This is a genomic window from Streptomyces sp. NPDC058665 (genome assembly GCF_042714995.1).
GTDB lineage: Bacteria > Actinomycetota > Actinomycetes > Streptomycetales > Streptomycetaceae > Streptomyces.
In genome coordinates, this window is the sequence record NZ_JBHXRX010000030.1 from 54769 (window position 1) to 69413 (window position 14645).

Annotated in this window: 13 protein-coding genes; all 13 read left to right on the top strand. The window is 72.7% G+C overall.

Translation table 11 applies throughout. The features are described 5' to 3' along the window. Window positions 1-33: 33 nt before the first annotated feature. The 13 genes from ACFWV8_RS20915 (at window position 34) to ACFWV8_RS20975 (ending at window position 14598) form a co-directional block, all read left to right on the top strand. A complete protein-coding gene (locus ACFWV8_RS20915; protein WP_384204109.1) occupies window positions 34-1083 on the top strand; it encodes a fatty acid desaturase family protein in 1050 nt (349 codons plus the stop codon). A 10-nt stretch (window positions 1084-1093) separates the two neighbouring features. Beyond that, a complete protein-coding gene (locus ACFWV8_RS20920) occupies window positions 1094-2380 on the top strand; it encodes a sensor histidine kinase (protein WP_384204112.1) in 1287 nt (428 codons plus the stop codon). Next, window positions 2377-3051 carry a response regulator gene (locus ACFWV8_RS20925; protein ID WP_384204114.1) on the top strand — a complete coding sequence of 225 codons (675 nt, stop codon included), beginning with the start codon at window positions 2377-2379 and terminating at the stop codon, window positions 3049-3051. Before ACFWV8_RS20920 ends, ACFWV8_RS20925 begins: the two co-directional genes overlap by 4 nt. 427 nt (window positions 3052-3478) lie before the next feature. Beyond that, window positions 3479-4306, top strand: a complete 828-nt coding sequence (locus ACFWV8_RS20930; protein ID WP_384204117.1) for an ABC transporter ATP-binding protein — start codon at window positions 3479-3481, stop codon at window positions 4304-4306. Continuing rightward, window positions 4303-6855, top strand: a complete 2553-nt coding sequence (locus ACFWV8_RS20935) for an FtsX-like permease family protein (protein ID WP_384204120.1) — start codon at window positions 4303-4305, stop codon at window positions 6853-6855. The genes ACFWV8_RS20930 and ACFWV8_RS20935 overlap by 4 nt, the downstream gene beginning before the upstream one ends. A gap of 194 nt (window positions 6856-7049) precedes the next feature. After that, window positions 7050-7712, top strand: a complete 663-nt coding sequence (locus ACFWV8_RS20940) for an RraA family protein (RefSeq protein ID WP_384204123.1) — start codon at window positions 7050-7052, stop codon at window positions 7710-7712. Next, entirely contained in the window at window positions 7709-8860 is a 1152-nt protein-coding gene (locus tag ACFWV8_RS20945) for a pyridoxal phosphate-dependent aminotransferase (RefSeq protein ID WP_384204125.1), read from the top strand. Before ACFWV8_RS20940 ends, ACFWV8_RS20945 begins: the two co-directional genes overlap by 4 nt. Window positions 8861-8964: 104 nt before the next feature. Beyond that, window positions 8965-9582, top strand: a complete 618-nt coding sequence (locus ACFWV8_RS20950; protein ID WP_384204128.1) for a TetR/AcrR family transcriptional regulator — start codon at window positions 8965-8967, stop codon at window positions 9580-9582. 292 nt (window positions 9583-9874) lie between these two features. Then, the gene (locus ACFWV8_RS20955; protein ID WP_384204131.1) at window positions 9875-10690 is read left to right on the top strand and encodes an alpha/beta fold hydrolase; all 816 of its coding nucleotides are present in this window, start codon (window positions 9875-9877) and stop codon (window positions 10688-10690) included. A 75-nt stretch (window positions 10691-10765) separates the two neighbouring features. Continuing rightward, a complete protein-coding gene (locus ACFWV8_RS20960) occupies window positions 10766-11878 on the top strand; it encodes a DUF3500 domain-containing protein (RefSeq protein WP_384204133.1) in 1113 nt (370 codons plus the stop codon). A 67-nt stretch (window positions 11879-11945) separates the two neighbouring features. After that, window positions 11946-13805, top strand: a complete 1860-nt coding sequence (locus ACFWV8_RS20965) for a gamma-glutamyltransferase family protein (RefSeq protein WP_384204136.1) — start codon at window positions 11946-11948, stop codon at window positions 13803-13805. An 86-nt stretch (window positions 13806-13891) separates the two neighbouring features. Beyond that, window positions 13892-14203 (top strand): YoaK family protein, encoded by a 312-nt coding sequence (locus ACFWV8_RS20970; protein ID WP_384204139.1) that lies wholly within the window; start codon window positions 13892-13894, stop codon window positions 14201-14203. Continuing rightward, window positions 14140-14598 carry a DUF1275 family protein gene (locus ACFWV8_RS20975; RefSeq protein WP_384204142.1) on the top strand — a complete coding sequence of 153 codons (459 nt, stop codon included), beginning with the start codon at window positions 14140-14142 and terminating at the stop codon, window positions 14596-14598. The genes ACFWV8_RS20970 and ACFWV8_RS20975 overlap by 64 nt, the downstream gene beginning before the upstream one ends. The last annotated feature ends 47 nt before the right edge of the window (window positions 14599-14645 follow it).

The window sequence follows — 14645 nt, forward strand, 5'->3', positions numbered from 1 at the left end:
ACTCCACCATCCACCGAACACAGGAGTACGACCATGTCCTCACCAGGGTCCGGGACGGACACGAGCAGCGAGTTCACATCCCTGCTGCGCGACGTCAGGGGACAGGACCTGCTCGCCCGGCGCACCGGCTGGTACGCACGTACGATCGCGGCCAACGCGCTCTGCCTGGCCGCCGTCGTCACCGGCATGGCGCTCATCGGCGGCTCGTGGTGGGTGCTCCTTCTCGCCCCCGTCCTCGCCGTCCTGTGCGCCCGGACGGCGTTCATCGGACACGACGCGGGTCACGCCCAGATCAGCGGCGACCGCGCCACGAACCGCCGTATCGGACTCATCCACGGCAACCTGCTGCTCGGCATGAGTTACGCCTGGTGGAGCGACAAGCACAACCGCCACCACGCCAACCCCAACCACATCGACAAGGACCCGGACGTCGCCGCTGACGTCCTCGTCTTCACCGGCGAGCAGGCCGCCACCCGCACCGGCTTCCGCGCCTGGCTCACCCGCCACCAGGCGTGGCTCTTCTTCCCCCTCACCCTTCTCGAAGGCATCGCCCTGAAGGTCTACGGCTTCCAGGACCTGCGCCGACAGACCGGCCACGAGCGCCTGGTGGAGGGCGCGCTCCTCGTCGCCCACGTCGCCGGGTACGTCACCCTGCTCCTGACGACCATGCCGCTCGCGCACGCACTCGTCTTCGCCGCGCTCCATCAGGCCCTGTTCGGGCTCCACCTCGGCATGGCCTTCGCGCCCAACCACAAGGGGATGGACATGCCCGACCCCGACGGCGAGAAGTGGGGACACCTGCGCCGCCAGGTCCTCACGTCGCGCAACATCAGGGGCAGCGTCCTCACGGACTGGTTCCTCGGCGGGCTCAACTACCAGATAGAGCACCATCTGTTCCCCAGCATGCCCCGCCCCCACCTGAAGCTCGCGCGACCCATGGTGGAGGCCCACTGCCGCGACCTCGGTATCCCCTACGCGGAGACCGGCCTCGTCGACTCGTACCGGCGGGCGCTGCGGCACATGCACGACGTGGGAGAACCGCTGCGCGCGGAGCCGGTCCTGACGCCGTCCGGCCGCGCATAGGCTGGCGCTCATGACCTCAGTCGAGGAGGAACGCTCGCGGAAGGGGAAACGCGCGCGGCAGGAGGAACGCCCGCGCGTGCTGCTCGCGGGGGCTTCACGCCGGTGGGTACGGCTGCTGCCGTGGGGCGTGGCGTTCCTGCTGTTCGTCGCCCTGCTGCCCACCACCATCCAGGTGCTCACCGCCGACTACGGCCTGAACGGCGGCATGGCGAGCGGGCTGGCCGTCGCGCAGACGGCGCCGCTGCTGCTGGCCATCGTCCGTCCTCTGCGGGCCTGGTACGTGATCTTCGTCGCCGACATGGGCGGGGCGCTCGTCCTGCTCACCGTCGACTTCGAGGAGCGGCTTCTATGGCCGTTCCCGCCCATGGAGATCGTCGGGTACGTCAGCCTCTGCCTCGCCCTCGGCCTGCGCGAGCCGCGCCGGACGCTGCTGGTGGTGTGGCTGGCGACGGCGGCGGCGGGCGTCGGCCTGGAGTTCGTCACGCCCCACGGCACGGGCGGCAACAGCCCACTGCTCATCATTCTCAGCGGCGTCGCACTCGTGCTCGGCGCGGCACTCCGCGAGCGTTCCGAGGTACAGCGCCGGCTGGTCGAGCAGGAGACGATCAGCGAGGCCGAGCGCGGCCGGCGGACGCTGCTGGAGGAACGCGCCCGTATCGCACGCGAGTTGCACGACGTGGTGGCGCACCACATGTCCGTCATCACGGTGCAGGCGGACACCGCGGCGTACCGCCTTCAGGGGCTGCCGCCGGATGTGCGGGAGGAGTTCGCGTCTGTCGCGGCGACCGCGCGCCAGTCGCTGGGTGAGATGCGGCGGCTCCTCGGCGTACTGCGGAACGAGGAGGCGCACGGCGAACTCGCACCCCAGCCGGGCCTGACGCAGATCGGGCAACTGGCGGAGGCCACGGCGAGGGCGGGCGTGCCGGTGGAGTTCACCCCCTGCGACGCCGACGTGCCGGAGGCGGAGGCCCTGGCCGCGTACCGCATCGTGCAGGAGGCCCTCGCGAACGTTGTGCGGCACGCGCCGGGTGCTCCGACGCGGGTGTCGGTGTCCGTGTCGGGGGTGGGATCGGGGGCGGGGCCGGAGGACGGGGAGCGGCTCACGGTCCTCGTCGTCAACGGGCCGCCGCCCGTGCCACCCGCCGCGCCGCTGGAGGTGGGCGGCACCGGTCACGGCCTCGTCGGCATGCGCGAGCGCGTGCGGATCCTCGGCGGCACGCTCGACGCGGGGCCGCTACCGGACGGCGGCTTCCGTGTGGCCGCCCAAATTCCCCTGACAGAAAGGGACTTCACGTGACGACGCGCGTCATCATCGTCGACGACCAGGCGATGGTACGAGCCGGCTTCGCTGCGCTGCTGGCCGCCCAGAGCGACATAGACGTGGTGGGCGAGGCCCCCGACGGTGCGCAGGGCGTCGAGCTCAGCCGGCGCACCCATCCGGACGTCGTGCTGATGGACGTCCGCATGCCCGAGATGGACGGCCTGGAGGCCGCGCGCCGGCTCCTCTCGCCCCCGCCGGGCGTGACGCACCGGCCGCGCGTCCTGATGCTCACCACGTTCGACGTCGACGACTACGTGTACGAGGCGCTGCGGGCGGGCGCGAGCGGATTCCTGCTGAAGGACGCGCCACCGGCGGACCTCATCGCGGCGGTACGCGTCGTGGCCTCGGGCGACGCGCTGCTCGCCCCCTCGGTGACCCGCCGCCTCATCGCGGACTTCGCCCGCCAACGCCCCACGGCCCCGGGCAAGCCCGCGCTGCGGCTGAAGGCGCTGACAGCACGCGAGACGGAGGTGCTCACGCTGGTGGCCCGCGGCCGGTCGAACACGGAGATCGCGGAGACGCTGGTGCTGGCGGAGCAGACGGTGAAGACACATGTGAGCCGCGTCCTCACCAAACTCGACCTGCGCGACCGCGCGCAGGCGGTGGTGTTCGCGTACGAGTCGGGCCTGGTGTCCGCGGGCGAGTAGCCGCACCGACCTGGGCGTCGCCGCCGTGCCAGGGCGTGTCCCCGCGCAGGGGCAGCGCCGCGCGCCAGCTGCGGAGGGGGGCGGGCCCGCGTCCCGGACAGGGCCGCCGGGACGCGGCTCTCCGGCCCTTGTCGTCCCGTCGGGGCGGGTCACCCCTGGAACCCGGTCGGCCTCCTACTCGGCAGAGCGTGCTCGCCCAGGCGGCGCGCTCACGCCCGCTCCGAGAGTGGAGCGGGCTGGCTCTTTCCCGAGCAGCCGCAGCCCGGGGCTTCGCCCCCCGGACCCCGTCCCTCCCCCACCCCCTACCCCGGTAGCACCTCCACATTGGCTCCCGGGTATGACGCCCCGCCCGCAGCCCGCCCCGCACTCTGCATTCCGTCAGCACGAGACGTACGAGACGTACGAGTAGCGCGCGAAAGGGCAGAGCATGAGGCTAGGCAAGAGCAAGCGGCAGAAGGCGGACGAGCGGCCGGAGGTGCCGGTCGGGGCGGCCGGGCTCGCCGTTGAACTGCGGGGGGTGCGGCGGCAGTACGGTCGTGGTGCCGGCACCGTGCACGCGCTCGCGGGTGTCGACCTCGCCCTGCCGCGCGGCACGTTCACCGCCGTCATGGGCCCCTCCGGGTCCGGCAAGTCCACCTTCCTGCAGTGCGCCGCCGGGCTCGACCGGCCCACATCGGGGTCGGTGCGCCTCGGTGGCACCGAGATCACCGGAATGAGCGAGAACGAGCTCACCGAGCTCCGCCGCAGCCGCCTCGGCTTCGTTTTCCAGGCGTTCAACCTGCTGCCGTCGCTGACGGTGGAGCAGAACGTACTGCTGCCCATGCGCCTGGCCGGCCGGCGCCAGGACCGCCGCCGGGCGGCCGAGGTGCTCGGGCAGGTCGGGCTCGCCGACAAGGCGCGGCGCCGGCCCGGTGAGCTCTCCGGCGGCCAGCAGCAGCGCGTGGCCGTCGCCCGCGCCCTGGTCACCAGCCCCGACGTGGTGTTCGCGGACGAGCCCACCGGCGCCCTCGACACCGGCACAGCCGCCGAGGTCCTCGGGCTGCTCCGGCACGCGGTGGACACCCTCGGCGCCACCGTCGTCATGGTCACCCACGACCCGTCCGCCGCCGCCTGGGCCGACGGCGTGCTGTTCCTCGCCGACGGCACCTTCGCCGGCGGCCTGGACCGCGGTTCGGCGGAGCAGATCGCGGCGCGGATGACGGAGCTCACCGCCCGTACCGCCCACGCCGGCCGGACGGCGGGTGCTGCGGCATGAAGCGCCCCAACGGACTCGCCCGCGCGGCCGTCCGCTTCAAACCCGCGTCCTTCGCGGGCACCTTCGTCGCCCTGCTGATGTCCGCGCTGATCGTCACCGCGTGCGGCGTCCTGCTGGAGACCAGCATGCGCGCGTCCGTGCCGCCGGAGCGGTACGAGAAGGCGCCGGTCGTCGCGGCGGCCGACCAGTACGTGCGCGTGGCCACCGGCAGCGGCGAGGACCGCGAGGAGGAGGCGACCCCACTGCCGGACACGGCACGGTTGGACGCCGGTCTCGCGGCGAAGGCCGCCGAGGCGCCGGGCGTGGCCACCGCCGTCCCGGACTTCACCTTCGCCGTGCGCACGGCGGACGGAGGCGCGGGCTCCGGCACCCGTGAGCTGCCCGTTGAAGGCGGTGTGCTCACCGGGCACGGCTGGGGCTCGCACGCCTTCACCGGTACGGCGCTGACGTCCGGCTCCGCGCCCCGCGAGGGCGAGGTCGTGCTCGACGCGGGTACGGCCCGTGCCGCGAAGGCCGCCGTCGGCGACACCGTCGCGCTCCAGACCGCCGACGGACAGCGGGACTTCCGCGTCGCGGGCGTCGCCAAGGCCGGACCGGCCGACACCACCCGTAACACCGACACCGACACCGCCGCCGGCGCCCTCGCCTGGTTCGCCGACGCCCAGGCCCCCACGCTCGCCGGCCACCCCGGCAAGGCGGACGCCATCGCCGTACTGGCGAAGCCAGGCACCGACGCCGACACCCTCGCCGGCTCCGTGAAGAAGGCCCTGGCCGGCTCCGGCGCCGGCGTGCACACCGGCGACGACCGCGGCGCCATCGAGGACCCGGGCCTCGGCTACGCCAAGGAGACGCTCTTCGGAATCGGCGGCTCCTTCGGCGGCATCGCCGCCATCGTCGCGGTCTTCACGGCGGCCGGGACCGTGGCCCTGTCCGTATCCCAGCGGGCCCGCGAATACGCGCTGCTGCGCGCCGTCGGCGCCACCCCCCGGCAGATCCGCCGCGCCGTCGCGTCCGAAGCACTGCTCGTCGCACCGCTCGCCGGGATCCTCGGCTGCCTGCCCGGCATCGGGCTCGCGCACTGGTGGTTCGGGCAGTTGCAGGACCGCGGCGCGATCCCGGAGGCGGTGCGGGTGCATGTCTCCGTGCTCCCACTCATCGCCGCCGTCGTCATGGGGCTGCTCACCGCGCTCGGCGCCGGCTGGATGGCCGGGCGCCGGCCCGCGAAGATCAAGCCGGGCCAGGCGCTCAGCGAGGCGTCGGTGGAGCGGCTGCGGCCGGGCGTGGTCCGTACGGTGCTGGGCATCGTCGCCCTCGTCGGCGGCGCGTTCCTCACCGGACTCTCCGCCAGTTCCTCCGGGGACGACGCGGCCGGCGCCGCCCTCGGCGTCGTCATGGCCTTCATGCTCGCCGTCGGGCTGCTCGGCCCGCTGGTGGCGCGGCTGTCCGCGGGCCTGTTCGGCCTTCCGCTGCGCGGCGCGGGCCCGGCCGCCCAGCTCGCCGCCGCCAACTCCCGTACCAACTCCCGCCGTCTCGCCTCCGCGATCACCCCGATCGTGCTCGCCATGGCCTTCGCGTCGACGCTCGTCTTCATGCATACGAGCGAGAACCGCGTCGCCGACAAGCAACTGCGCGCGGGCATCACCGCGGACCATGTGGTCACGGACCCGGCCGGGCTCCCGGTGGACGCGGTGGCGGACGCCGCCCGCGCGCCGGGCGTGGACACGGCCGTCGGCCTGCTGAACACACAGGTGCTGGTGCCGGTCGGCTCGGGCGAGTTCAAGTCGCTCCAGGGCGCGAGGACCCAGGGCGTCACCGGCTCCGGCGCCGAGTTCGCGAAGGTGCAGGACCTGGATGTACGCGAAGGCAGCCTCAACCAGCTCGGCGAGGGCCGCATCGCCATCGACAAGACCCTGGCGACCACGGCGGACGCCGCCGTCGGCGACCAACTCCCGCTCTATCTCCCGGACGGCACCAAGGTCAGCCCCGAGATCGTCGCGGTGTACGGCCGCGGCCTCGGCCTGGCCACGGTGACGATGGACCGGGCGTCCCTGGCCGGGCATGTCAGCTCGGGCTTCGACAGCACGCTGCTGGTACGCGGCGGCTCGGAGAAGTCGCTCGCCGGCCTGGGCCAGGTCACCGACGCCTCGGGTTACGCCACCGAGAAGAACCTCGACGCGAAGCTGGGTGCCTGGACCAACAACACCATGGCCGCGGTCCTCGGCGGCTTCGCCGCCGTCGCCGCCGTCAACACCCTGGTGATGACGGTCATCGACCGCCGCCGCGAGCTGGGCACGCTCCGCCTCGTTGGTACCACCCGGCGCCAGGTGCTGACCATGCTCCGCTGGGAGAGCCTGCTGGTCTCCGTGGTCGGGGTGGTCCTCGGCTCCGCGATCGCCGCGGCCACGCTGTTCCCGATGATGCGCGGCATGACCGGCGCGGCGCCGTACGTGCCCCCGCTGGTGTACGGCGCCTTCGCGAGCGCCGCCGGCACCCTCGCACTGCTCGCGGTCACGCTGCCCGCCCTGGCGGCGCTGCGCCGCAGGCCGTAGCGCAGGCGTACGGAGCGGTGGCCGGCCGCCCGTCGGCTCCCCGCCCGTAAACCCTCGTCTGGCTGGATCTCGCTCATCACCGGCTCTCTCCGGGCCCGTCGAGCGGCCCGGCGGCTCGACTCATTGTGGCCGGACGCCTCGAAGGCTATGGTCTTATCTGAGAGAGACACCTTATTTAAGAATGGAGTGTCATCGTGTTCATCGCTGAGGCAACGGACAGCGTGTCCATCGCTCCGAGCTGGGACCGCACAGCGGCGGCGGAGATCCGCCGGCTGGCGGAGGTGCCGGCCGCCAACGTCGGCGACGCGCTGGAGCGGATGACCGTCATGGACGGCGGCATCAGGCTGTTCACCGGGCACGCCACACTGCTGGGGAACGCCCTCACGGTGAACGTGCGGTCGGGTGACAACCTCGCCATCCACCGGGCGCTCGACGAAGCCCGGCCGGGCGACGTCCTGGTCGTCAACGGACATGGGGACATGACCCGCGCGCTGGTCGGCGACCTCATCGGCGAGATCATGGTGAACGCCGGGGTCACCGGCGCGGTGGTCGACGGCGCCATCCGCGACGTTCAGGCGCTGTCCGAGATGGGCCTGGCCGTCTACGCGCGGGCGATCACCCCCGCCGGTCCGTTCAAGAACGGGCCCGGCTCCATCGGATCCCCGGTGGCGGTCGGCGGCGTCGTGGTGGCGGCGGGTGATGTGCTCGTCGGTGACGCCGACGGCGTTGTCGTCGTCCCGCGCCGCCGCGTGACGGAGGTCCTCGACGCGGTCGGCGGGATTGTCGAGAAGGAGGAGCTGCTACGGCAGCGCATCCTCGCCGCGCGCCCCGACCAGGCGGCGGCGGTGGCCCGATGACCGCGATGTCGCCCGCCTTCCGGGTTGAGGAACTACGTCGCCTCTCGCGGCGCCCGGCCCTCGCCCCGGCCCTGCCGGGAGCCGTCTCCCTCGCCATGGGTGAGCCGGACTTCCCGACACCGCCGCCGGTGATCGAGGCCGCCGCGGCGGCCCTGCGCGACGAGCACACCCACTACGCCGACCAGAAGGGCCTGCGGGAGCTGCGCGCCGCGCTCGCCTCCGGGCTGCCGGCGCACCCCGGCCGGACCTGGACCGCGGACGACGTCGTGGTCACCCACGGCGCCACCGCCGCGCTGGCGGCGGTCGTGCTCGCGACGGTCGGCCCCGGCGACCGCGTGGTCATACCCGAGCCCGCCTACTCGCTCTACGCGGACCTGGTCGTCCTCGCCGGGGGTGAGGTGGACTTCGTCCCGCTCGCCCCGGACCTGCACTGGGACCTCGACGCGCTGGCCGCCGCGCTTCCCGGCGCCACGATGATGATCTTCTCCAATCCGTCGAACCCGACCGGCATCGTGCACAGCGAGCAGGAGCTCAAGGCCCTCGGAGAACTACTCGACGGCTCCGGCGTCCTGGTCGTCAGCGACGAGGCGTACCACCGGCTGGTCTACCCGGGGCACGCGTTCACCTCGGCGCTGGAGGTCGCATCGCTGCGGGACCGGACCGTATACGTGCAGACGTTCTCCAAGACGTACGCGATGACCGGCTGGCGGGTGGGCTGTCTGACCGGGCCGCGCGAGGTGGTGGACGCGGCGGCCCATGTGCACCGGACCCTCAACGGCTCGCTGAACACGGCGGTCCAGTACGCGGCCCTCGCCGCCCTCGATCTGCCGGACAGCGTCGTGGACGCGATGGTCGACAGTTACCGGCGGCGCCGCGAGCTGGTGGTCGAGCAGCTGTCGGGCGTCCCCGGCCTGCACCTCGTTCCGCCGGAGGGAGCGTTCTACGGGTTTCTCCGCTACGACGCCGGCCGGGACTCCGAGACGGTCGCCCGCGAACTCGCCGAGCGGAAGGTGATGGTCAGGGCCGGCGCCGAGTACGGCCCCTCGGGCGAGGGGCACATCCGGATCTCGTTCGCGGCCTCCGAGGACGACCTGCGGACGGGGCTGGCCCGTATCGTCCGACACCTCGGCGTCGCGAGATCCGGATGAGGCCGGGCGTGCGTACCGCGTACCGCATACGCCGAAGTGGTCGAACGCACCTCACTTGGGAGGCGATACCCTTTGCCTGCACTTCGATGAGGCGGGGGAGGCCCGTGACCGATCAGCAGGCCGACCCACGCGGGGGGCGCAAGCTGCGCAGCGACACCCGCCGCAACCGCCGGCGCCTCCTTGAGGCCGTCGGCGAGCTCGCCCGGGAGTCGCCCGACCAGCTCACCATGCAGGCGGTCGCGTCCCGCGCGGAGATCGGCCCGGCCACCGCGTACCGCTACTACTCCTCGATGGACGACGTACTCGCGGCCTATGTGCTCAGCGTCGTCGAGGAACTCCGCGACTTCAGCGAGGAGTCGACCGCGCAGGGGCGACCGCTGTTCGACGCCGTCGTGGACAAATGGGTCGACCTTCTCGCCGAGCACGGCCCGGCGTTGGTGCGGCTTCGATCGCGACGGGGCTACCTGGAACGGCTCCACAACGGGAACGAGATCATCACCGCCCTGCGGGACGGCTGGACCGAGCCGGTGCGGGGACTGCTCGACGACCTCGGCCTCCCGGCCGAGATGCTTGAATACGCCCTGTTCCTCAGCAACATGATCTTCGATCCACGGGAGATCCAGGACCTGTTGCAGGAGACAGGTCTGTCCCGCCGGGAGGTCATCACCCGGCTGTCCGAGGCCTACCGCGGCGCGCTGCGCGGGTGGGCGCGGGCAGGCTGACCGGCCCGCTGCCGGAGCCTGCCGGACACTCCCCAGGGCCGGCGCGGGAACGCTTCACGTACGCCGGCCGCTTCGCGGTCGGTCGGCATGGCTCGGCCATGCCCTTTGCCCCGCTTTCCAAGGGCACCTTCAGCCCACCTCAACCCACCTCAGTCCGCCCCGGTCCCCGGGATCTGACAAACGGGACCCAGTGAAAACGGGCGCTCCTCACCTGATCCGGTGCAGGCATTAAGTGATACGCTCCTCTCGAATTGTAGGAGTGTCTACGTACCACCTCGACAAGGAGGTCACGGTGGCAACGCAAAAGGTAGAGCGTGAATCAGCCGAATCAGCCAAATCGGCCAGTTCGACCGTACGAGCGGGTGAGCTCGTCGTCGGGTTCATCGACAGCGGTGAGGGTGTGCCGCTCGTGCTCGTCCATGGCGGCGAAAGCGACCGCACCCAGTTCGCGACGCTCCGCTCGCGGCTCGGCGCGGGGATACGGGCGATCTCCTACGATCAACGCGATTCGGGGATCACCGTGAACCCGCCGGTCCCGTACTCGCTGGAGGTCCTCGCCGACGACCTCGTCGCCCTGCTGGACGCGTTGGGGCTCCGGCGCGCGCATCTGCTGGGCACCTCCTTCGGCGGCGCCGTCGCACAGCACGCCGCGCTCCGGCATCCCGAACGGGTCGCGTCGCTGATCCTGGTCGCCACCACGCCGAGCTACGCGATGGGCGGCGAGGCGGTCGACGAGCTCCTGAACATGACCCACGACCAGCGGCGGAACGCGGTCGCGGACTTCTTCTTCACAGCCGGGAACCAGGCCGAACTGCACGCCCGGCCCCAGACGCTCACCGCCCGTGATCCCGAGCAGAGCGCCCGTCGGCACGCTGTCGCCCGACAGCACGAGATCCGGGACCGCCTTGAGCGGATCGCGGCACCCACCCTGGTGGTGCACGGCACGGCGGACCGGCTGGCGCCCTACGCCGGCGCCGTCCTGATGGAGGAGCGGATTCCGAACGCCGAACTGCGTTCTATCGAGGGCGGGCGACACGGGATAGCGGTGGAGTTCGCGGACACGATCGCCCGCTGGGTGCGCGAGTACCTGGGAGTGAAAGCGGCATGAGCGGCACGGCGTACGCCCACCTGCGACATGTCACCCGTTACGGCGTCGGGCCGCGTCAGACACGGCCCCGCAGCCATGACTGACGCCCGCCGCGAGGTCGCGAACCGGATGGCCGAGGCGGCCCGCGCGTGGCTGGACTCCCTGGACGCGGACCAGCGCGCGGTGGCCGTCGGACCGCCGCCGGGCGCCGACGGCGCGGCCGAGGCCGAACGCACCAGCTGGTACTACACGCCCACCGACCATGGCGGCCTGACGTTCCATCAACAGCGCGCCGCCCAGCACCGGTTGGTGATGCGGCTGGTCGCGAGCGGACTGTCCGGAGCCGGGTACAACACCGTCGCCACTGTGCTCGGCCTGGAGAACGTGCTCGACCACGTCGAGGGCTTCTCGGTGAACTGGGGGCGGGAGCGCACCCGCGACCCGAGCATGTACTACCTGCGGGTCTTCGGTGAGCCTGGCGGACCGCGGCCGTGGGGATGGCGGTTCGGCGGCCACCACGTCTCGCTCAACAACCTTGTGGTGGACGGGCGGGTAGCCGCCACCACCCCGTGCTTCATCGGCGCGGACCCTGCCGTGTCTCCCCTGTTGGGCGGCGAGAGGCTGCGCCCGCTGGGGACGGCCGAGGACCTGGCCCGTGAGCTGGTCCGCTCCCTGCGCCCCGAGTCCGCCGCCCGCGCGCTGCTGCTGCCCCGCGCGCCGAACGACGTCGTGTCGGGCAACAGCCCCCGTGTCGACGACCGCGTGCCGAAGCGCGCCGAACTCTGGCGCCCCGGCGGGCACATCCCGGACCGCGCCGAGCACCCGGTCACCGGCCTCGACGGTGCGAACCGGCGGGCGCTGGCGCTCACCCCGACGCCCAAGGGCGTACCGGGCACTGAACTCGACGCAGGGCAGCGGGAGTTGCTGCGCGCCCTGCTCGGCACCTACCTCGACCGCGTACCGGACGGGGTGTCCCCGCTGTCCCGTTACGACGACCCGGCGGCGCTGGCCGCCGTGCACCTCGGCTGGGCCGGCTCGACCACGGCGGGCGAACCGCACTACTACCGCCTGCACGGCCCGCGACTGCTCATCGAGTGGACCAACATCCACCGGGGCGTCAACCACGCGCACGCCGTGTGGCGGGACCCGGAGACCGACTTCGGCGGCGATGTCCTGGCCGCCCACCACGCCGCCCACCACGCGCCGTAAGCACGACGCGCCGTAAGCCCCACGCACCAAGAGCCACCACCTGCCATACGAACGGAATGTGACAGACATGGCCGGTCCGAAACCGTCACCGACCGACGACACTCCCTCGCACACCTCGCGCCCCACGCTGCGCGGATCCTTCGGCATGTGCGCGTCGACGCACTGGCTGGCCTCCGCGACGGCCCAGTCCGTACTGGAGCGGGGTGGCAACGCCTTCGACGCGGCCACCGCCGGCGCCTTCGTACTGCACGTGGCCGAGCCCCACCTCAACGGGCCGGGCGGCGATCTCGTCGCCGTACTCGCCACCGCCGGGGACCCCTCACCGCGCGTGCTGGCGGGACAGGGGCACGCCCCACGGGGAGCCACGATCGAGCACTTCCGGGGCGAGGGGCTCGACCATGTCCCGGGCGCGGGTGCCCTCGCCGCCGCCGTCCCTGGCGCCGTCGACTCCTGGCTCTGGCTGCTCGCCGAGTTCGGTACGTGGGAGCTCGCCGACATCCTGGCCTACGCGATCCACTACGCCGAGCGGGGAGTTCCGGTCGTACCCCAACTGGCGCGTGTCCTCGGCACGGTCGAGGATCTCTTCCGTACGCACTGGCCGACGTCGTACGCGCAGTGGATGCCCGGGGGACGGGTCCCGCGGCCGTACGACACCCTCATCAACCCCGCCTACGCCCGCACACTGCGCCGGCTGAGCGGCGAGGGCGCGGCGGGCACCGGGGGCAGCGCGGGCACCGTGGGCACCGCGGGTCCCGGCGGGACGCGAACCGCACGGATCGACTCCGCTCGAAGCGCCTGGCGCACCGGGTTCGTGGCAGCGGCCGTGGCCGAGTCCGCGGCCGTACCGCATCGGCATTCCTCGGGCAGCGACCACGCCGGAGTGATCACCGCCGCCGACTTCGCCGACTTCCTGCCGTCCCTGGAGCCCGCGGCCACCGCGGAGTTCCGGGGGATCACGGTGGCGAAGGCGGGCCTGTGGTCCCAGGGGCCCGTGCTGCTCCAGGCCCTCACCATGCTCGACCACTTCGACGACGAGCGGATCGATCCGTCGACCGCCGGCGGCATCCACACCATCACCGAGGCCCTGAAGCTCGCCATGGCCGACCGGGAGGCGTACTACGGGCATCTGGATCCGGCGGACGCGGAAGCCGTCGTACGCCGACTGCTGTCCCCCCGGTACAGCAAGGTGCGCGCCGGTCTGATCAGCGCCGTCGCGTCAAGGGAGTTCAGGCCCGGCGACATCGGCGGCAGCCCGTACATACCACCGCTCGTCACCCGTCAGCACGCCGTACTGGCCGACGGCGTGGGCGAACCCACCGTGCAGCAGACCGGGGAGACGCGCGGCGACACCTGCCACATCGACGTGGTCGACCGCTGGGGGAACATCATCTCCGCGACACCGTCGGGGGGTTGGCTCCAGTCCTCGCCCACCGTGCCGGGTCTCGGGTTCGCACTGGGCACCCGGCTCCAGATGACCTGGCTGGACCCGGCCGCGCCGTCGCGCCTGACGCCGGGGCGGCGGCCTCGTACGACTCTGACGCCGACCCTGCTGCTGCGCGACGGCAGCCCCGTGGCGGCGCTGGGCACACCGGGCGGCGATCAGCAGGACCAGTGGCAACTGATCTATCTGATACGCACGTTGGCTCTCGGGATGGACCCGCAGGAGGCGATCGACGCACCCGCGTTCCACACGACCGCGCTGCCGAGTTCGTTCTGGCCGCGGACCTGGACGCCGGGCGGGCTGGTGATCGAGGAACGGGCGGACGAGGCGGTCATCCACGAACTGCGCGAACGCGGCCACGATGTGACCGTCTCCGGACCGTGGAGCCAGGGCCGGCTGTCGGTCGTCACGCGTGATCCGGACAGCGGCGATCTCCGGGCGGCGGCGAATCCGCGCGGTGCCCAGGGTTACGCGGCAGGACGATGAACGGCTCCGCGGCGGGCACCTGGAGAGGCGCCCGCACCGGCGGTCGGAGAAGCGGCCGTAGCAGCGGTCGTCTTGTACGACGGCGGGTGACGCCGCTCGGTCTGATGCTCGCCCTCACCTTCGCGACGGGCGTGGTCGACGCCGTCGGATACCTGCGCCTTGACCAGGTGTTCGCGGGCAACATGACCGGCAACGTGGTCATCCTCGGGATGGCGGCCACGGGCGGGACGGACCTGCCGGTGCTCGGCCCGTCCGTCGCGCTGGTGTCCTTCCTCGTCGGCGCGGCCGTGGCCGGGCGGGTGCTGCGCACCGCCGCCCCGGGCTGGACCCACCGGTGCACGGTCTGCTGGGCGGCGCCGGACTGGTCCTGGCCGCCACGGCGCTCGTCCTTGGCGTGACAGGGGTGGGCGATCCCGGTACCCGCGCGTCGATGGCGGCGGCGCTCGCCCTCGCGATGGGGGCGCAGGCGGCGACGGCCCGCCACCTGGCGGTGAAGGACGTCACCACCGTGGTCGTGACCTCCACGCTGACCGGCCTCGCGGCGGACTCCCGGCTGGGAGCCGCCCGCGGGCAAGGGGCAGGGCGCCGAGCCGCGGCCGTCACGCTCATCATCGCCGGAGCGCTCGCCGGTACGGCGCTGTGCCAGGTGAACGAAGGTCTCGCGGTGGCGTCGGCGGCGTTCGTCGTGCTGGCCGTGACCGTCCTCGGCCACGCGACAGCGTCCCCGACGGGCGGTTCCGCGACCGTGCCGTCGAAGGCCCGCGCGGGCGGCAGAGCGCATACCCCCATGTAAGGGCGCGTACTCCCGCGTACCCCCGCGTAAGGAGGCAGCACCAGGCG

What these genes read in the sequence shown, in the direction of transcription:
- ACFWV8_RS20915 (WP_384204109.1), top strand. Translation starts at nt 34, where the DNA reads ATGTCCTCACCAGGGTCCGGGACGGACACGAGCAGCGAGTTCACATCC.
- ACFWV8_RS20920 (WP_384204112.1), top strand. Translation starts at nt 1,094, where the DNA reads ATGACCTCAGTCGAGGAGGAACGCTCGCGGAAGGGGAAACGCGCGCGG.
- ACFWV8_RS20930 (WP_384204117.1), top strand. Translation starts at nt 3,479, where the DNA reads ATGAGGCTAGGCAAGAGCAAGCGGCAGAAGGCGGACGAGCGGCCGGAG.
- ACFWV8_RS20935 (WP_384204120.1), top strand. Translation starts at nt 4,303, where the DNA reads ATGAAGCGCCCCAACGGACTCGCCCGCGCGGCCGTCCGCTTCAAACCC.
- ACFWV8_RS20945 (WP_384204125.1), top strand. Translation starts at nt 7,709, where the DNA reads ATGACCGCGATGTCGCCCGCCTTCCGGGTTGAGGAACTACGTCGCCTC.
- ACFWV8_RS20960 (WP_384204133.1), top strand. Translation starts at nt 10,766, where the DNA reads ATGACTGACGCCCGCCGCGAGGTCGCGAACCGGATGGCCGAGGCGGCC.
- ACFWV8_RS20965 (WP_384204136.1), top strand. Translation starts at nt 11,946, where the DNA reads ATGGCCGGTCCGAAACCGTCACCGACCGACGACACTCCCTCGCACACC.